Source organism: Allobacillus sp. SKP2-8, assembly GCF_007559355.1.
GTDB lineage: Bacteria > Bacillota > Bacilli > Bacillales > Alkalibacillaceae > Allobacillus > Allobacillus halotolerans.
The window spans coordinates 73,164-92,338 of the sequence record NZ_VMHF01000007.1 but is presented as its reverse complement, the minus strand read 5'-3'; the positions used below and the strand labels follow the sequence as shown (position 1 = coordinate 92,338).

Genomic DNA, 19,175 nt, shown 5'->3' with positions numbered 1-19,175 from the left:
TTACGTGCTTCCGTCGATTAGAAGCACTCTATTCAACTGTAGAGTGCAAACATTACGTGCTTCCGTCGATTAGAAGCGTTCTATTCAACCGTAGAGCACAAACATTACGTGCTTCCGTCGATTAGAAGCACTCTATTCAACCGTAGAGCACAAACATTACGTGCTTCCGTCGATTAGAAGCGCTCTATTCAACGGTAGACAACAAAAATTACGCGCCACCCTCGATTAGAAAGACAAAAAACAGGGATAGAGCTTTAAAATTACGCTCTATCCCTGTTTTGGATGACCCTAAATTAATCAAGCTTAGTAAACGAGAGAAAGAAAGTCTTCTTGCTCAATTTTTCCTAAGTAATGCTGTACATTTACATCTTCAACTGCTTTTAAAATGGATTCGCGATCGTAACGGACACCTTTTAATTTATCTTCAAGCTCATGTACTTCTCCGATACCAAAGAAGTCACCGAAAATAGTTACGTCTTCGATAATGCCTTTTTTCACTTCGAGACGGAAGTCATATGAGCCGACGCCTTCAATACGCTTCGAATGCTGAATATTGAATTTAGGTGATTTTCCATAGTTCCAATCCCATTGCTGATAACGTTCTTTAGAGATTTGGTTGATTTTATCCCAGTCTTCATCCGTTAATTCGTAGCGAGGAATTTCATCTAAGTTTTCTGTATCGTAAATGTATTTCAAAATAACTTCCTTGAACTCTTCTGTCGTCATTTTCTCGTCCATAAAGTCTGAAATATTCGCCACTCGACTACGGATTGATTTGATTCCTTTAGAACGAATTTTTTCTGATTTTACTTTCAACGAACGAACAACGTTTTCCACCTCTGAGTCAAACATCAGTGTACCGTGAGAAAACATTTTACCTTTCGTCGTAAACTGAGCATTTCCGGAAATTTTCTTCCCATCAGCCGTTAAATCATTACGCCCAGTCAATTCTGCTGGAACACCTAATTTATTCAATGCGTCAACAACCGGTTGCGTAAATTTCTTGAAGTTACTGAAGCTATCTCCTTCATCTTTTGCCAAGAAACTGAAGTTCAAGTTTCCTTCATCATGATAGACAGCTCCACCACCAGAGAGTCGGCGAACAACTTGAATATCGTTGTCTTCTACGTAGTCTTTGTTTATTTCTTCAATTGTGTTTTGGTTCCGACCAATAATAATGGAAGGCTTATTGATGTAAAAAAGCAAGTACTGATCTTCACTCGTGATGTTCAAATGCTTCAAAACATATTCTTCAAAAGCTAGGTTGATACGTGGGTCGTTAATTCCGTCATTTGCATCGATATAATACAACATTGCTTAATCACTCCCTTTTTTATGTTCAACTTCATTGTAAATAACTACATTTGAATATTCAACTTGAGTACGGTTCGCGTTAAAGATTTTATGTTGAAAAGCTAAGTCCTTCTTTGGCTAACTGAATTGTTCCTTCGAACTGCTCTTTTGTTTCATTGTATAACTGTTCATGGTCACCGAAATGTGGTAAGTGTGTGAGCCATAATTCTTTTACGTTTGCTTTTTCGGCTAATTTTCCGACTTCCTCACTTGTCATGTGACCCGCTTTCTTTCCATCCATTCCCTTGTAAAAACTCGTTTCTGCAACGAGCAGATCTGCATCTTTTGTGAAATCAATGAGTTCTGGAAAAAATGAAGTATCGGCTGTATATACGATTGTTTTTTCTCCATCTGTTATCCGCATCGCATAACATGGTTTTGGATGTTTTGTTTTCAAAAATGAAAAATGAACAGAACCGATGGTTAGATCATGTCCTTCTTGATAAGCTTTCCCGACTGTACCATTGTGTGTTAATCGATGAAAGTCTTTCGGGTTATCTTTTGACGCGTAGATCGGTATTTTCGTGTTTGTTTCATTTAAATGCTGTTGAACCAACAAAGCGTATTGTAAAGAACCTAAATCAGCTACGTGGTCATGATGAAAATGCGAAAGAACAACTGCATCAATGTCTTCTAAGCGGTAGTATTGAAACAAACGAGACAAAGCACCACTTCCCAGATCCATTACAATGGTCGACCCATTGTTCTCCAATACATAGCAAGATGTCGCACTTTCTTTTTCCGGGTACGCTCCCCAATACCCAATTACAGTAAATTTCATAGTTCTTTCCTCCTGTTTTGTTGTTATGATACAGATTATAGTTAACATTTTTGTTTTAATACAGTATACTACTAGTAAATAAACATAAGGAGGCATTCAAATGCTCGAATCACCTGTAAAATTTTTTAAAAACCTACCGAAGAAACGTTGTTACAGCTGTAAGAAACCAATGGTAGAACAGGCAGATTGCTATACGAATAAATGCGAAAAATGCACTCCTGTTATATAGTAGTTTAAAACAATGTGAATTGTTAGCTCGTTCTATTCTTAATCCAATCCTAACCATCTGTTTGAATCTGCAAACAGACAAACTTCCGACACGAGGAAATGCCACCCACATTTCTTCGTGGTAGTTTTTATTAAAATGTATAAAAGAAGCTGTTCTATCGGTCCGTTGTCAGACTGTTAGAAGCAGCTTCTTTGTTATTAAAAGTGATTATTCTTAATTTGGTTGACCGCCTCGATCGCTTGGTCCATACAATCCGGAAGCCCAACGCCACGGTAACTGTTCCCGGCAACATATACACCAGGTAGCTTATCTTTTAAAGCCTTCTCAAGTGCATTGACTCGTTCAATATGTCCAACGGTATACTGTGGCATAGCATTCTCCCATCGAGTAACTACTTGAAAAGTTGGTTTTTGTTTAATGGTAAACACGCGATTCAAATCATTGATCGCAATATCAATGATTTCGTCGTCACTTTTCTGAAGAATCTCTTCATCACCAGGTTTACCGACGTAAGTCCTGAGAAGTAGATTTCCTTCTGGTGTCGTGTGTGGCCACTTTTTATGCGTCCATGTACAAGCTGTAATTCGATAATCACCTTTCCGGGACACAACGAATCCAGTACCCTCAGGCAATTGCTCGATTGCCTCGTATGGAAAAGCCATTGCCACATTGGCTACTGAAGTATTCTCTTCTTCCAACACTTGTCCGAACAATACAGGTTCATTAAACACTTTCTTAGATGCTTCAAAAGGAAGTGTGGAAATGATTTGATCTGCAACAATCTTCTGGTTGTCATCCAACTGAATCTGATAGCCCTTTCCGTCTTTCTCCACACTTTTCACTTCTGTATCGAGCATGACATCTACTACTGGTTCCATTGCATTGTGCAATGCATCAACAAGTGAACCTAACCCATCTTTCAATGTCAAAAATTGTCCTTGTTTTGGCTTTTTAGATGCTTTATTCGGTTGCGTTTCTCGTAAAGCTTCAATTAAACTGCCATATTTCTGTTCCAATTGATAGTACTGAGGAAAAGTCGCCTGCAAACTTAGCCGGTCAATATCTCCTGCATAAATACCAGAGATCAATGGATGGATCAGCTTATCAACCACTTCATCACCTAATCGGTAACGGAAAAATTCACCAACGGACAAATCCTCTTTTGGCTCCATTTTTTCTTTCGTCAACTCTTGCTTGACCAACTCTTTTCCTTCTTCGGAAATTAACGTTGTTTGTTCAAAAGCATCGAAATCCGTTGGAATCCCCATGACAGCACCTTTCGGCATGGCATGCAAGTGGTCTTCTGACAGAATATAAGCTTGTCCAGTCGCATTGCGAATCAATTCATGTTCCAACCCAAGATCTTCAACAAGTTTTTTGGCAGTTACTTTTCGTTCCAAAAATGAATCGGGTCCTCTTTCAATCGTGAACCCATCCGATTGATACGTTTGGATTTTTCCACCTAGTTTTGAATCTTGTTCAATCAGCACAATATTGACGGGCAGATCTTCTTTTATTAAATAATAAGCAGCAGTCAGTCCTGTAATCCCGCCACCTAGGATGGCTACTGTTTGTCGCTTGCGCTCCATTATTGCCACTCCTTTTTGTTTACAGTTCTGATATGACTTTTGCCAATGTTTCAATAAATTTCGGATGTGTATTTGGCATTTCCGGACGATAATAGGCCGCCTGTACATCATCACAAACTTCTTTACACTCTACATCATTGTCGTATAAAACTTCTAAGTGATCGGATACAAAGCCAACCGGAGCATAGACGAAAGCTTGATAACCATGTTCTTCAAAAAGATCTCTCGTCAAATCCTGAACGTCCGGTCCTAACCAAGGTTCAGGTGTATTCCCTTCACTTTGCCAGCCTATAGCATAGTTTTCAATGCCTGCCTGTTCTGTAATCAAGCGAGCGGTTTCTTCTAATTGCTCTTTATAAGGGTCACCATCTTGAAGAATTTTTTCTGGAAGACTATGTGCCGATACAATTAAGCATGCATTATTTCTTTCTTCTTCTGACATTTCACCATATATCTTATTGATCTGTTCGACCCAATATTCAATGAAGCCTGGTTCGTTATACCAATCAACAACAGACTTCAATTCGATTCCTTGTTTCTCAGCTTCCTCTTGCGCTCTTCCGTTATAGGATTTAATGCTGAATGTGGAATAATGAGGCGCTAATACGATACTTACCGCTTCTTTAATCCCATCATCAGCCATTTGCTTAAGGGAGTCCTCGATAAATGGGTCAATATGTTTCAAACCTAAGTAATACTTGTACTCTACTTCATCACTTTGTTCGTTCAATTTTGCTTCGAGTGCTTCAGCTTGCTCTGTTGTAATCCGGGCTAATGGTGAAATTCCACCGATGGCATTATATCGGCTTCTTAAGTCTTCCACCATGTCATCGGTCGGTTTTCTCCCTCTACGAATATGCGTATAATAACGCTCTAAATCTTCTTCTTTATAGGGTGTGCCGTATGCCATAACTAAAAGTCCTACTGTCTTTTTAGACATATTCGTTCAACTCCTTCACTTAGCTTCGTGTATATTCATGAATAAAGCTTGCCAAACGTTTCAACGTTTCAGGCTTCACTTCAGGGAAAACTCCATGTCCAAGGTTAAAGACATAACCGCCGGATTGATTCATTCCTTGGTCTAAAATTTCTTTTGTACGTGTTTCAATCGTTTCCCAATCGGCCAACAAAAATGCTGGGTCTAGATTACCTTGAAGTGTTTTATCAATACCCATTTCTCTTGCTTCTTGGATCGATGTGCGCCAATCCAGTCCAATCGTTGATACAGGAAGTTCATTAAACTCATTCAATAAATGACGCGATCCGATTCCAAACAAGATTGTCGGAATGCCTTCTTGTTTTAACGCTTCAAAGATTCTTTCCATGACCGGACGAATAAATACGCGATAATCTTGCGCATTTACAGCTCCTACCCAGGAATCAAAAATTTGAATCGCTTTTGCACCTGCGTTTACCTGTGCTTTCGTATAATCAATGACCATATCGCCTAATTTATCCATCAAAGCAAACCACATTTTCGGTTCACTATACATCATGGCTTTTGTCTTGTTATATTGCTTTGAAGGTCCACCTTCAATCATATAACTAGCCAATGTAAAAGGAGCACCACTGAAACCGATTAACGGCACGGATAATTTTTCTTTCGTTAGTATACGGATGGTGTCCATGACATAATGCAAATCTTCTTCTGGATTGATCGGACGTAACGACTGAATATCCTGCATCGTTCGGATTGGGTCATCAATGACAGGCCCGATGCCTGACTTAATTTCTACGTCTACTCCCATTGGTGGCAATGGTGACATAATGTCTTTATACAAAATTGCCGCATCGGTATTATAATTTTGCACAGGTAACTCTGTCACATAGGCGCATAGTTCTGGCTGATGTGTAATTTCAAACAATGAATATTTTTCTTTTAACTTAAGATATTCTGGTTGTGATCTTCCCGCCTGGCGCATAAACCAAAGCGGTGTGTAGTCTGTTTTTTCTCCATTATAAGCTCTCAAAATAGTATCATTAAACGTTGTCATTCTATATCACCCTTCATATACGATCCACTCTCAATCTTCACTATAAAATAAATAAAGATGTGTGTATAGGAAAAGAGCGCAAATGTCATGAATTTGACGAATATCAAGACACTTTTCAGTCAAGTTCATGGTTAGTGACCATCGATGTCAATCAACGGTCAAAAAGCGGTTACTGTATTGGATGGCTCGCCCTCCACATTGGTTTGTGGATTGACCGGCACAACAAAGTAAGATGGATTTTGAAAAACTTTCACACTGTTGACGCGGTAACTTCCTTCGCCTGTTACTTCGCCAATTTTCTTAGGTCCATTACCCGACTCTCTGTATATATGATAGACGACCCGCTCATCTGTTGATGGTGTCCACGTTAGTTTGACATGGATACCACTGCGCCAACCCACAGATACATTTGCCTTTAAATCCGTGACTTTCGTCAAACGGACAGGCTTTTCCAATTCGTTCACACTTTCTGGTTTTTCAAAAGCTACAGGAAACGAATGCGTTTCATCCAATTGCCGGAATATTGACGTCGTTAATTGAGTTGGTGCTTTACTTCCTTGGGTCATATAATGCTCTTCATCACTTTGATCATAACCAATCCATGTGGCAATCGTATAATCTGTGTTAAAACCGACGAACCAAGCATCTTTATACGCACCACTTCGATGCGGATGTTGTGTCGATCCTGTTTTACCTGCCAGTGCTTTATTATAATCCACAAAGCTAGCAGTACCTTCTGTGACGACCCCTTCAAGCATTCGTGTCAAATACCAAGATGTTTGCTTAGAGAAGAGCCGCTTCACTTCGTCTTCGTCACGCTCCAACACATTTCCATCACGGTCTTTTACTTCAACAACAGATTTCGGTGTGATGTAACGCCCTTCATCATAAAACGTTCTGTATAGTGAAGCCATCTGGACCGGAGTTAGCCCTTCTTCCATTCCGCCTAATGCAATTGGAAGACCTTTTTCTTCAAATTGGATACCCACATTTTCAAGATAATCTTTTGCATAATTGACGCCTATTTCATTCAAAAGGTCGACGGCTGCCACGTTTTTCGATTTTATTAATGCGTCATACATCGTTACTTTGCCTTCATAAACACCATCGTAATTTTTCGGACGATAATCCCCGTAGCTTCTTTGCACATCATCGATTAAGGTATACGGTTCGTAAATACTTTTTTCCAAAGCCGGACCATAAACAATCACTGGTTTCATTGTTGAGCCTGGTTGCCTTCTTACGTGAAGTCGATTCAAATCACCACGATTATTGTTTCGTCCGCCATGTGCAGCCCGAATCAGTCCGTTTTCTTCATCTAAAACAACCATTGCAGCTTGGATGTTCTCTTGTGAACCATGAAAATAATCATCTTTCTGAAGTTCATGGTAGGTCGTTTCTTGGATGGCTAAATCAATTCCTACTGTAATATCATAACCACCTGTTAGTATTTCGTTCTTCGTCAGGTGATAATCTTTTTCTACTTCGTTCATGACTAAATCAATATACGTATTCAACCACGGAGAATCTTGGCGATCACTTTGATTAAGCCCAATCGTTTTTCCCTGCTCCCGTTTTAATTCTTCGGCAGTTAAATAGTCTTGTTCATACATATTTGATAGGACAAGATTTCTTCGCTCAATTGCCTTCTCTTTATCTTTTAACGGAGAATACGTATTGGGTGCTTTCGGTAAAGCAGCCAGCATTGCGCCTTCGGAAATCGATAGTTCATTAACAGACTTGGAAAAGAAAAATTGTGAGGCTTCCTCGATTCCATATATGCCATGTCCGAAATAAATTTCATTTAAATAATACTCTAATATCTCGTCCTTCGACTTGATTCGTTCCAAATAGATAGCACCCATCGCTTCTTTTGTTTTCCGTAGCCAGGACTTTTCGTTCGTTAACGAAGTATTTTTAACCAATTGTTGAGTAATCGTACTGGCGCCTTCTTTTTTGCTCCATGTAACGACGTCGGTATAAACAGCACGTGCAATCGACCGGAAGTCCACCCCACTATGATCATAAAACCGCCTGTCTTCAATAGCGACAAAAGCTTCTTTCACATGATCGGGGATTTGATCACTCGCCACATACGTTCGATTTTCATCATATAATTTCATGACTTGCTCTCCGTCTTCGGTTTCAATGACGGTGGATTCCGAAAAAACAAAATGCTTTTCATCGACAACGAATCTTCCACCTAGTAAAATAAACAGATAACCGAGCACACTTAAAACAAGAAGAGCTAGTATGGCATACAAAGCCCATTTCCACTTTTTCTTTATCGTGAATGCCAAATTTTCCACCTCAATAATTTCCAATTAAACTCTTTTCATTATATTACAGTCGACGTAATGCGACAAAAATATCACCTTATTGACCAAGGAGGCATTTTTAATGAAGAAACTATGGATGACAAACGGAACCTATGATTACTTAGCTGAATTACAAAAAGAATCTGATGAAATTATTATTGCCCAAGATGAAGATCAGTATTTAGCTGTCCTGGAAAACAGTGGTGAAAATCCATTCAGTGAAGCGCGTGAATACGAAGTTATTGGTGAGGCTGGCACCCTGTCATCAAAGGGGTTTTTCGTCATGAATCATATTCCTGTTACGTATGAAGGCCGTCCGCTGTTTGAAAGCCGCTTCAAAGACCGAGCAGGAATGATCGAAAATGAACCCGGTTTTCAAGCGTTTAAATTACTACGACCGCATAATAATCAAACGTACGTCGTATTAACACAATGGGAAAAAGAATCGGATTTTGAGACGTGGAAAAACTCTCAATCATTTAAGCAATCACACAAATCTTCTTCGGATAAAAAAGAAGAAAAACCATCTTATTCTGCTGGTCCATCGTACGCGAAGAAATACCAAGTTATCCAACCAGAGGACGAATAATCCTTTAAATGAAGTAAGCCTTGGCGTTGAGGTCCATTACCCTTTCGCCAAGGCTTTTTAGTTTTAGTTGAAATTATATGATGCCAATTGATGTATTATTTGCTATTAAAATGATGAAAAAAGCAACTTATATATTTATTTATCAGTTATTTCTTAGCATTAAATTCCTCTTCTGTCACTTGTAATTGCTTTTTTAGAATTTCTTTCCACAAATGACCTTTGACTTCTCCTGTTCCCCTAGATACTTTTGTACGCTTTACAGTTCCATCGTTATTTTTTTTCCTAAAATAGATGTGATGACCTTTTTTCTTGAACTCTTCCCAGCCGTCTCGTCTACAAAAGCGCTCTATTTCTCTCCAACTGGGCATGAAACTAGTCCTTTGACATCATCATTACTATCTTGGGCTAAAACATTCATAATATAAGGGAACTGATCACGTCTATTCGGAGAATCGAAATACAGATTAAAATTACTTTGATATTCATTTGCATACTCAATCAATTCATCTACAACTAAGTCGAGAACTTCTTTTTCGGTGTCACCGTTCTCAACAATATCAAATTTATCAAGAGAAGCGGTAATAGTACCGTCTTCTTCCTGCAAGTACCTGATTGTAAAAGTATAGTCAGAGAAAGCTACTTTTAAATGTTCTGAGCTTAATGCAGCCCATTTATCTCTGTTCCTTTTGACAAATTTGGGTCCTTCTCTAACGACATCATCGTTAAATTGACCCCAATTCTTCCGGACATCTGTTGCGTTCAATATTGCACTCACTCTAATCATCTCCTTTCACCTCCTATAATAGCATATTATGTACGTTATGCACATTATGTACACATGTATAATTTGTTATTCCATTATTAAACTGAATTTTTCATGAAATTTAAACAGTTGAATTAGATTGAAACAAACCATAACAAAAATTGTGACGTGGATTAGCACTCGTTTTAGTATGCCTTTAAAGTAGGCTTTGTTAAAGTCCGTTGTTGATATTGTGATCCCCTATCGGTGGACGCTTTTACCCAAAGGGCATAATGGCGACATCTGCGATAAATCGCAGTGTCTTCTTTACAGCGAGCACGGCTCGAGCCTCATCGGCCCAAGACCACGGCCTGTGGGGTCTCGAGACTCGTGCTGTTCCGACGCCCAGGACGGACTAGTGTCAACGTTGGGGCTGGGACAAATCAAAGTTATAAACTCAGAAACACGAATAACAATCTAACTTAGCGTAGGAAATATACGGAGACTTCTGCGGGAACAAAAGCCTAGGTGAGACCCCGCAGTGCGAAGCACGAGGAGGCTCAACAGCTGCCCGCGAAAAGCGTAGTATATTTCCGAAGCGAGTATTTCCGCCACACTAAATTAAATGTTCGTATCTAAGTCAACTTTAAAGATTTTGTCCCAACCTCGCTCTTAGTTGACCCGCAGGAGTCGCCACCAACGCTATCCACAATTCAACAACTCAGTTCTATATCAATAGAAAATCAACACTAAACTTTAACAGAACCTTAAAGTAAAAAAAAGACTGTGAAATAACTTTTAGCTTGTTTGTTCCATTCGTTTGATTGAAATTGGATACATATTTGAACTTTTTTAAATTAGAACGAGAGATAAATTGAAACTATACTTTGTTGCTATGAACTCATATAGAAAAAGCAGTTCACTTTTAAGTGCATTAATATTATCACTTAAAACTGAACTACTACATTTATTTTACGTTTGCTTTGTCATTAAACCATTCCGGTGCGCATAAACGGCGGCTTGTGTTCGGTCATGTACCTCTAGTTTACTTAAAATATTGCTGACATGTGTTTTGACTGTTTTTATGCCAATAAATAATTCATCACTGATTTCTTGATTGGTCAAACCATTTCCAATACATATTAAAACTTCCCGCTCTCGTTGCGTTAATTCATCATGTGCATCCTTGTTTGGTGTTCGAAACCTATTCATCATCGCTCCTGCAGCCTTTGGTTCGATAACATTTTCTCCACGTTTCGCTTTTCGAATGGCCGAGACAATTTCTTCTGCAGCGGACGTTTTAAGCATATAACTAAAAGCCCCCGCTTCCAATGCTGGAATGACTTGTTCTTCATCATAGAAGCTAGTCAATATAATGATTTTACAAGATGGGTTTTCAGCAATGATTTTTTCGGTCGCTTCAATTCCGGTGCCATTTTCCATGATCAAGTCCATCAATACAACGTCGGGCTTCAAGTCTAAAACGAGCCGAGCCCCTTCATTCCCGCTTGAAGCTTCACCAACGATTTCAATATCTTCTTCCGTCATCAAATACGTCTTCATACCTCTTCTGACAACTTCATGATCATCCACTAAAACGACTGTGATTGGTTCCATAACAACCTCTCCCGCCTTCTTATTTAGGTATACGAACATCAATATACGTACCTTGACCTTCTTTGGAACGAATTCGGAACGTTCCGCCAATCTCTTCACTGCGTTCTCTCATTGTTTTTAAGCCATAGGAAGTTTTTGATTGGGATTGTTCTTCAAGGTTGAACCCGATCCCGTTATCACTAATATGTATGTGTATGGCGTCGGACTTTTCCTTAATATTCACAGTGATTTTCGTTGCATTTGCATGTCGTAATGCATTGGATAGCGCTTCTTGAAGTAATCGAAACAAATGGTCTTCTTTCGCTTGGGAAAGTTCTGGCAATTCATCAATGTTCACATCAAATTGCAAATTCGATTTCTGTTTCAATTCATTCGTAAGCTTCTTAATCCCTTCTTCTAATGATTCGCCGGATAATTGAATTGGTCGCAAATGCAGTAACAAAGCACGCATCTCATTTTGTGCCTGTAAAGCAATTTCAGAAATTTCCCTTACCTGCTCTATCGCTTCTTCAGGCTTTTTTTCTATCGTTTTGACGGTTGCTTGCGACATCATCGTCAATGCGAATAACTGTTGACTGACGGCGTCATGTAAATCTCTTGCTAAACGTTGACGTTCTTCAATCGTAGCTGCCACGTGCGCTTGATTCGCCAAATCTGTTTTCTCATCGGCTAATTTTTGAAGGGAACGAACTTGATCCTTTAACTTCTTCGCTAAACCGTTCAATTCGTTTCCAATCAAATCAAGTTCATCGTTTTCTTCGAGATTTAATAGCTCGGCCTCATACTTTCCTTCAGACAATGTTGATAGGAAGACTGAATAGACATCCAACCGTTTTTTAATGTTGTTGGTAGATTGTAAGGTTAGATAAATACCGACAGGAGTCATAATAAGTACGAGTAAACCTAGGGATAGAAAAATAGCTTGTAAGCTTAACCAAATCGGTTGATAGACGGAATATAGAAAAAAGAGACATAACGCCAAAATAAACAATGAGAAATAAATGACTTTCAATTCTTTACGAATCATTTGAAATCGTATACTTTTTAACTGTTTAAACATGCTTCCATCCCCTAGACAAAAACGACTTGAATATCGCCGATTTGATAGTTCATCACGATATTTAGCTTCCGTGTTGCCTGATCATAGTCTTCGGTTTTATACGCAATTGAATTGCTGAATCCGGATTGATCTTCATCGCCAACACGCGTCTCTCCAATCGATATTTTCGAATAAATTTTCACAGGAATCTCCTCCGGTATTTTCATCTGAATGTCCGCTATATAGCCCTTCAATATAATCTTCGACTCTTGGTCAGGAATATAGGCTTTTGAAAAATCAAAGTAGAGATTTCCAATACCCGTTTTTAAGCTCATCGATTGGACCTCCCAATTATCCCTACTGAAGCTACGGTCTGCGATTAATTGATTGGATTTTTGAGCATATTTCACTTTTTGCTTTTTTTCTTTCTCTCTAGAATAATTCAGACTGTCGTCTTGTTGCTGATGAGAGGTAACACTTTCTTTAATCTTCTTATCCTTCTTCGGCATATTCACTTCTACATGGGCCCCTTTATTCTCAAGTAACATCGAAGCACCGATATACACGATAATCAAAGGCCATAAATGCCAGATATCCCAAAACTTAAAATCGATATAGTTGTAATTTCCGGCAAAAAGCAAACCACCGAATATGATGAGAAATGAACCAACCTTCCAACTACCAAATTTATGAGCCTGAAATGAGTGTATGAAGGAAATCAGCCCGAATAATACGACGAGTAGTGGCCAAGCACCCCAAATTTCGTCGAATATTTCCAGGGAAATAATGTCGAGATTTCGTAGAACTAAAGCTACGCCAATAAATATTAAAAATAAAGAAAACATCCACTTAAAGAATGTATACATTTTTCCACCTACTTATGATTTGATTATAGCCGCTTAATTATTGTTTGAATAGTTACAAATTTAATTATCTTCATCTTATAAGAAAATTCATAGCGTGCCTACATTCTTTAGGTTGTTTTCCTCTCCGTCTTGAGGCTGATTCATTGTTTAATACAAATTTCAAAGGGTATATAAGTAATATAGTAATTTTTCCAGAAAGGATGATTTTGTTTGGACCAAAATGTACAGAAATTAATCGACGGATTGAATGATGATTTAGCGCACGAATATGCAGCAGTCATTATGTATACTTATAATGCGGCAGTTGTTTCTGGTATGTACCGACAAGTTTTAAAGCCTTTTTTCCAAGAAGAAAGCACTGATGAGATCGGACACGCATTATATTTATCTGAAAAGATTAAGACGCTAGGCGGCACACCGACCACCACTCCAGCTAAAGTTAAGCAACTGACTGACGTAAAAGAGATGCTTGAAGAAGCGTTACAAAATGAAAAAGATACAATTGAACGGTATGAAGAACGTAAGAAGCAAGCAGAGGAACTTGGGTACACGGAATTAGTCGTTACACTGGAAGATTTCATTGCTGATGAAACAGGTCACAAAGAAGAAATGCAACGCTTATTAGAAGACCCTCGACTTAGTTAATTTTTTTAATTAATAAGAACTGTTCAACCCCTGTGCGTGGTAGTCGCAACCATGTACAGGGGTAACTTTGTGTGCTACGTAACTTTTTTCGATTTCCGAATAATAATTAATCGTTAGTTTGTGATTTATTTTGTAATCTTCAGGGTTAATTGAGTTGGCTTCAGGGTTTTTTGCTATTCCTTCAGGGTTAATCACGTCTGCTTCAGGGTTTTTTGCTATTCCTTCAGGGTTAACCACTTCCGCTTCAGGGTTTTTTGCTATTCCTTCAGGGTTAATCACGTCCGCTTCAGGGTTTTTAATCTCTCAACATTCACTTAGCGCAGACGCGGCTAACTCCCCTCACGATTTTTAACCATCTAACTGACTACGAGCTAGCCTATGACAAGCCTCGAATAAAAAAATCCTTTTCTAAGTTCTTCCCTCGTCTGATATACTATTTATAAATAGTGTGTGGGGAGTGAATGATGTGTGGAATCAGGTCTACGAAAAGATTGATCAGTTGGCAGATCAAATGGTGGAAGATCGTCGTTACTTACATCAACATCCTGAATTATCTTTTGAAGAAAAAGAAACCGCTGCCTTTATTGCGAATCGTTATGACAAACTTGGGATTCCTTTCCGAAAAAATGTCGGTGGATATGGCATTATCGGAACCATTCAAGGTGGGAAACCAGGTAAAAACATCGCTTTAAGAGCTGACTTTGATGCATTACCGATTCAAGAAGAAAATGATGTACCTTACAAATCTAAACGTGACGGTGTGATGCACGCTTGTGGCCATGACGGTCATACGGCAACGTTACTGGCAGTTGCAGAAGCTGTCCTTCCTTTTCAGGATGAACTTCCAGGAACATTAACTCTAATTCATCAACCTGCTGAAGAATTAGAACCAGGCGGAGCAAAACCAATGATTGAAGATGGAGCGCTTGATGGTGTAGATGTGATATTTGGCACTCATCTTTGGGCAACAACACCCGTTCATGCGATTGAATCCTCGAAGAGTGTTTTTATGGCTGGAGCCGATCGTTTTGAAATTACTATCCAAGGCAGGGGCGGTCATGGCGCAATGCCACACCAAACCAAAGATGCGATCGTCATGGCTGGCCAAGCAATCGTCGAATTGCAACAAATCGTCAGCCGCCGAATTGATCCATTAAAAGCAGCCGTTCTCACCCTTGGTGAAGTTCATGCGGGATCGACCTTTAATGTGATCGCTGACTCAGCTCGTCTAACTGGAACGGTTCGTTATTTAGATGAGGATGTTCAAACACAAGTCATCGAAGAAATGCATGCCATCTTAAAAGGAATCGCATTAAGCTACGGTGCTGACTATGAACTAAACTATGTCAAAGGCTATCCTCCTGTCATTAACCATGTGGAAGAAGCCAATTATTATATTGAAGAAGGCACTGAAATACCTGGCGTAAAAGAAGCATATGAGATTATTCCTGTGATGGGCGGCGAAGACTTTTCCTATTTCTTACAAGAACGTCCTGGTGCCTATTTCTTTACTGGAGCAAAGATTGAAGGCCGGGAAGCCTACCCACATCATCATCCAAAATTTGATATCGATGAAAGAGCATTACCTATAGCAGCGAAAGCATTACTGCATGGCTACCGAAAGGCTCAAGAAAAGTAAGTATTATTAAAATAGACGCGAACGAAGATTGTTCATCTTTGTTCGCGTCTATTTTTCTACTTATCCATTATTCAACTTGGAATCCTTGGCCTAAGACTTCTGATGAATCCATTACAATGACAAAAGCTTTCGGGTCGACAGCTCTAATGGTGCGTTTTAACGCAGCAATTTCATTATGATTCACGACACACATTAATATAGGCCGTTGATCCTCTGTAAAGCCACCTTGCGCAGTGATACGTGTCACTCCACGATCGACACGCGTATAAATCGCTTCTTGAACATCCAAATACTCATCCGAAATAATGAATGTTGCCTTCGACCGGCTAAAGCCTGTTTGAATGAGATCAATAGACTTACTCGTCAAGTAAAGTCCAATCAATGCATACAGACCGAGTTCAATATCAAACACGATCATGGCTGTGATGACGATTAACCCATCAATGATTGCTAGACTTGCACCAAGTGATAGATTCGTAAATTTGTGAATGAACTGAGCGATCAACGACGTTCCTCCCGTTGATGCGTCGCCCAAAAATACAATTCCTAAACCGATACCGACACCTAACCCACCGAAAAGGCCTGCTAAAAGTGGATCTGTCGCAAATGGTTCAATATTTCTCGACAAAAATACGAAGAAAGGCAATACCAATGAGCCAACAAGTGAACGGAATGTAGCCGCTCTTCCCAATAAAAAATATGATGTGATGAGAATCGGGATATTAATGCCCCAAATCACATAAGCTGGTTCTAATTCAAATAGCGCTTCCGTAATTGTACTGATCCCACTCACGCCACCTGCAGCAATATAGTTCGGCAGTAAAAAACCATTATATGCAAACGAGACAATAAATGACCCTATAATGACATAAATCATTTGTTCCAAATAATTTTTTGATGTTGTTCTTCTCTTTCGTTCTATCATTTCTATCCTGCTCCCTTTATACGAAACCTTGACGATTTTATCACTAAACGGCCACTTTGTGAACTTCCGTATAAGAACGCATTAAAGGATCAAAATGTTATTCACACAAAAAATGCACACTTACATCGAACTGTAAGTGCGCAAATTCGGATAGTTGATTGAGCTCAGTCATTAAACTGCATCCATGAATGAAGAAACCGCATCAACCAAACTGTAAATTCCCAGACCACTGACGATGACGACAATCGCCCCGCCAATCATATTTAACTTCAAGGAATTAACGTGCTTACCCATGACATTCTTATTATTCACAACAATCAATAAGGAAATCGCTATAATTGGTAAAATTAAACCATTTAATGCTTGTGCAGTCAGAATCAGTTGCATCGGCTCGAATCCGATTGCTGAAGTGATAATTCCAATACTGATCACAGTAGAAAATATTGCTTTAAACTGCCAGTGATCAAAGCTTGTCCCCCATTTCGTCAGGCCACCTATTGTATAAGCTGCTCCAAGCGGGGAAGCCATTGCCGATGAAAAACCTGCAGCCAACATGCCAATGCTTATAAATGTACTGGCCCAACTACCGAGCGTTGGCTCTAATGCAGTCGCGAGTGCTTCAATTCCAGCCTCTTCAGTCCCACGAATAATCGCACCTGCCGTTACCATAATCGCAATCGTAATTAAACCACCAATACTAATCGTCAATAAAACATCCCATCTAGCCTTTTTTAAATCATCAGGACTCTTCCATTTTTCCTTCGCACTTGAAGCATGCATAAAAAGATTGTAAGGAACAACAGTCGTACCAATCAATGCAACAATCACTACAATTGAGCCAGATGGGATTGATGGAACAAATGCTCCCTGAAATACTTCTGATAAATTTGGTTGAATCACAATCATGGTAGTCAAAAAGGTCACACTCATGATGGCAATTAATGTGACTAATATCTTTTCAAACCGTTTATAACTACCTGTTAAACAAAGAATCAAAATGATGCCACCAATAACAGGTGCAATATAATTTTGCGGTATACCAGTCATCATGGATATCCCCAGGGCACCACCTGTCAAATCACCGGCTAAGTACGCTGCACAACCGACACCGATTGAAAACCCTATTACAATGACCACACTATATTTTAAAAACGGTCTTTCAAATTGATCCCGGATGGCTTCTCCAAGACCATTACCGGATACAACGCCGAGACGAGCGGCCATTTCTTGTAAAAATATCGTTGTGATAATCGAAAATACAATTGCCCAAATGAGGGCATAACCAAATGAGGCTCCTGCTTCAGTTGCCGTTGAAACAGTTCCAGGACCTATGAAGGATGCTGCAATGAGTGCACCTGGGCCTATTGCTTTCGCTTTTTCTTTCATGCGTTCTCTGAAAGTCTTTGTGTTTTTGTCCATCCATGAACCCCCAACGAGAAGATTTGCGAAATTTCTAAGATGTTTAATTTTCTTCCCCAAATCATGTGCTGACAAACTGGATAGAGGTTCCATCAATTACGTTTTTTCAAAAGAGGAGATACAAAATATTAATTTAAAACTCATAGATCAAAATCAAAAACTGCAAACGGTCTTCACCTTGAAGACCCGTTTGCAGTTTCTTTTAGGAATCACTCATACGGTTCATTCGATTCTTTAAATAAAATGTTTCAAACAAAATGGTTAAAACGATGGCCAAACCAGTAAAAATCAATGCATTTCCAATATTCCCAAACCAAATGTAAACAGGGAAAATCACAAGAATTTGAATGATCATTAACAATAAAATCAGTTGATGGATTGCTTTTTTTCGCACCGTTTCAGACACTGGATATAGTTTAATCCAATCCAACCCTTTATGGTGGTGATAAATCGTGATGAACTGAAATCCACTGACGAACAACAATAAAAGGCTAAAGAAAACCTTTCCCCAGAATAGTGGAATCCAATAAACAAAGAAGATCGATAAAAGAATTAATCGAAAGTACATTCCAAAATAGTCCCGGCTTCTCAAAAAGGTAATACTATATAAATAGAAAAAACTTTGCTCTTGCTTAAAAGATAGTGAACTTGTGACTAAACGAACGAGCCAATGACGTTTCTTGGGCTTTTGCTTTAAATTCGGCACATCCGTTGAAAGATTGGCCATCCGGTAGAAGAATTGAAGTTTTTCTTCCTCTTTCTCAACCAATAAATCCCATGGAAAACTATTTTTTACATTAACTTGGAAATAGTGAACCAACATGATGCCGATAAACACAATTACCGCAACAGCAGCTAGAACCCAAGTTTCAGATACGACAAAAAATATTAGTAATATATTGGTGACTAAACGTACAATGTAATCAAGATAATGATAAGATGTATCACGTGTTTTTTGAGTAAACCAGCCTGCAAATAAATTGCCTATCTTCAAAACAATAAAGAATGCAAACAACACCAACACTCGACCAATGGTAATATCCGCTTTGACAACCATCAACAGTGGCGTTAAGGCAAATAAAAAGAGAGCAATCCAGTAACTTTGAATCACTAAACTGTAGATAAAACCATTTCTTATATATGGCTTCATCTCATTTTCGATAGGTAGCAAAAACACTTCATCAGCTTGTCTCAAAAATGTGCGGACGGAACTGAATGTGACTAAGAATCCAAATATAATGGCCATAATCCACTCGACTGGAAAATCTGGCGGAACTGTTTGCAACCATTGCTGATAAAAGTAAGCAAAAGCCGCTACAAAAAATATTAGCGCAAATGCTAAATGGTCATTGAACATCAGCTTCAGATAACGGCTTAGCATTTTTATATGTTGATTGAATCGTTCCTTCCATAACTGATTGGTGTTCATC

19 protein-coding genes are annotated in these 19,175 nt (G+C 39.0%); 4 read left to right on the top strand and 15 right to left on the bottom strand.

Features of this window, described 5'->3' with window-relative positions; all coding sequences use genetic code 11:
* Positions 1-303: 303 nt before the first annotated feature.
* Both lplA and FPQ10_RS07860 read right to left on the bottom strand, forming a co-directional pair.
* Positions 304-1,311: a lipoate--protein ligase gene (lplA, locus tag FPQ10_RS07865; protein WP_144162748.1), complete on the bottom strand. Its 1,008-nt coding sequence runs from the start codon at positions 1,309-1,311 to the stop codon at positions 304-306.
* Positions 1,312-1,402: 91 nt separating this feature from the next.
* A complete protein-coding gene (locus FPQ10_RS07860; protein WP_144162732.1) occupies positions 1,403-2,134 on the bottom strand; it encodes an MBL fold metallo-hydrolase in 732 nt (243 codons plus the stop codon).
* Between the two features lie 100 nt (positions 2,135-2,234).
* Between FPQ10_RS07860 and yhfH the strand changes: the two genes are divergently transcribed.
* On the top strand, positions 2,235-2,363 hold the full coding sequence (yhfH, locus tag FPQ10_RS07855) for a protein YhfH (RefSeq protein ID WP_144162730.1): 129 nt from the start codon (positions 2,235-2,237) through the stop codon (positions 2,361-2,363).
* Positions 2,364-2,560: 197 nt separating this feature from the next.
* Here the strand turns inward: yhfH and hemY are convergent, their stop codons facing one another.
* The 4 genes from hemY to FPQ10_RS07835 all read right to left on the bottom strand — a co-directional run bounded on the left by hemY (position 2,561) and on the right by FPQ10_RS07835 (position 8,246).
* Positions 2,561-3,952: a protoporphyrinogen oxidase gene (gene hemY, locus FPQ10_RS07850; RefSeq protein ID WP_144162728.1), complete on the bottom strand. Its 1,392-nt coding sequence runs from the start codon at positions 3,950-3,952 to the stop codon at positions 2,561-2,563.
* A gap of 19 nt (positions 3,953-3,971) precedes the next feature.
* Entirely contained in the window at positions 3,972-4,892 is a 921-nt protein-coding gene (hemH, locus tag FPQ10_RS07845; protein WP_144162726.1) for a ferrochelatase, read from the bottom strand.
* Between the two features lie 19 nt (positions 4,893-4,911).
* Positions 4,912-5,946: a uroporphyrinogen decarboxylase gene (hemE, locus tag FPQ10_RS07840; protein WP_144162724.1), complete on the bottom strand. Its 1,035-nt coding sequence runs from the start codon at positions 5,944-5,946 to the stop codon at positions 4,912-4,914.
* A 158-nt stretch (positions 5,947-6,104) separates the two neighbouring features.
* Complete coding sequence (locus FPQ10_RS07835; protein WP_144162722.1) at positions 6,105-8,246, bottom strand: transglycosylase domain-containing protein; 2,142 nt, start codon at positions 8,244-8,246, stop codon at positions 6,105-6,107.
* A gap of 100 nt (positions 8,247-8,346) precedes the next feature.
* Here FPQ10_RS07835 and FPQ10_RS13445 point away from each other — a divergent pair, with 100 nt between their 5' ends.
* Positions 8,347-8,853, top strand: a complete 507-nt coding sequence (locus FPQ10_RS13445; protein ID WP_144162720.1) for an antibiotic biosynthesis monooxygenase family protein — start codon at positions 8,347-8,349, stop codon at positions 8,851-8,853.
* 146 nt (positions 8,854-8,999) lie between these two features.
* Here FPQ10_RS13445 and FPQ10_RS07825 read toward each other — a convergent pair whose 3' ends face one another.
* The 5 genes from FPQ10_RS07825 to liaF form a co-directional block, all read right to left on the bottom strand.
* On the bottom strand, positions 9,000-9,221 hold the full coding sequence (locus FPQ10_RS07825) for a type II toxin-antitoxin system HicA family toxin (RefSeq protein WP_144162718.1): 222 nt from the start codon (positions 9,219-9,221) through the stop codon (positions 9,000-9,002).
* Entirely contained in the window at positions 9,200-9,637 is a 438-nt protein-coding gene (locus FPQ10_RS07820; RefSeq protein WP_246569307.1) for a hypothetical protein, read from the bottom strand. Before FPQ10_RS07820 ends, FPQ10_RS07825 begins: the two co-directional genes overlap by 22 nt.
* 930 nt (positions 9,638-10,567) lie before the next feature.
* Entirely contained in the window at positions 10,568-11,212 is a 645-nt protein-coding gene (locus FPQ10_RS07815; RefSeq protein ID WP_144162715.1) for a response regulator, read from the bottom strand.
* A 19-nt stretch (positions 11,213-11,231) separates the two neighbouring features.
* Complete coding sequence (locus tag FPQ10_RS07810) at positions 11,232-12,272, bottom strand: sensor histidine kinase (protein WP_144162713.1); 1,041 nt, start codon at positions 12,270-12,272, stop codon at positions 11,232-11,234.
* A gap of 11 nt (positions 12,273-12,283) precedes the next feature.
* Positions 12,284-13,117, bottom strand: a complete 834-nt coding sequence (gene liaF, locus FPQ10_RS07805) for a cell wall-active antibiotics response protein LiaF (protein ID WP_144162711.1) — start codon at positions 13,115-13,117, stop codon at positions 12,284-12,286.
* Positions 13,118-13,327: 210 nt separating this feature from the next.
* Here liaF and FPQ10_RS07800 point away from each other — a divergent pair, with 210 nt between their 5' ends.
* On the top strand, positions 13,328-13,762 hold the full coding sequence (locus tag FPQ10_RS07800; RefSeq protein ID WP_144162709.1) for a ferritin-like domain-containing protein: 435 nt from the start codon (positions 13,328-13,330) through the stop codon (positions 13,760-13,762).
* A gap of 9 nt (positions 13,763-13,771) precedes the next feature.
* Here FPQ10_RS07800 and FPQ10_RS07795 read toward each other — a convergent pair whose 3' ends face one another.
* Entirely contained in the window at positions 13,772-14,041 is a 270-nt protein-coding gene (locus tag FPQ10_RS07795) for a hypothetical protein (RefSeq protein WP_144162707.1), read from the bottom strand.
* Positions 14,042-14,228: 187 nt separating this feature from the next.
* Between FPQ10_RS07795 and FPQ10_RS07790 the strand changes: the two genes are divergently transcribed.
* The gene (locus FPQ10_RS07790) at positions 14,229-15,401 is read left to right on the top strand and encodes a M20 family metallopeptidase (RefSeq protein WP_144162705.1); all 1,173 of its coding nucleotides are present in this window, start codon (positions 14,229-14,231) and stop codon (positions 15,399-15,401) included.
* Positions 15,402-15,468: 67 nt separating this feature from the next.
* Here FPQ10_RS07790 and FPQ10_RS07785 read toward each other — a convergent pair whose 3' ends face one another.
* The 3 genes from FPQ10_RS07785 to FPQ10_RS07775 all read right to left on the bottom strand — a co-directional run bounded on the left by FPQ10_RS07785 (position 15,469) and on the right by FPQ10_RS07775 (position 19,174).
* A complete protein-coding gene (locus FPQ10_RS07785; RefSeq protein ID WP_144162703.1) occupies positions 15,469-16,326 on the bottom strand; it encodes a YitT family protein in 858 nt (285 codons plus the stop codon).
* A gap of 171 nt (positions 16,327-16,497) precedes the next feature.
* On the bottom strand, positions 16,498-17,745 hold the full coding sequence (locus tag FPQ10_RS07780) for an Nramp family divalent metal transporter (RefSeq protein WP_144162701.1): 1,248 nt from the start codon (positions 17,743-17,745) through the stop codon (positions 16,498-16,500).
* Positions 17,746-17,947: 202 nt separating this feature from the next.
* Positions 17,948-19,174 (bottom strand): ABC transporter permease, encoded by a 1,227-nt coding sequence (locus tag FPQ10_RS07775; protein WP_144162699.1) that lies wholly within the window; start codon positions 19,172-19,174, stop codon positions 17,948-17,950.
* Position 19,175 lies beyond the last annotated feature (1 nt).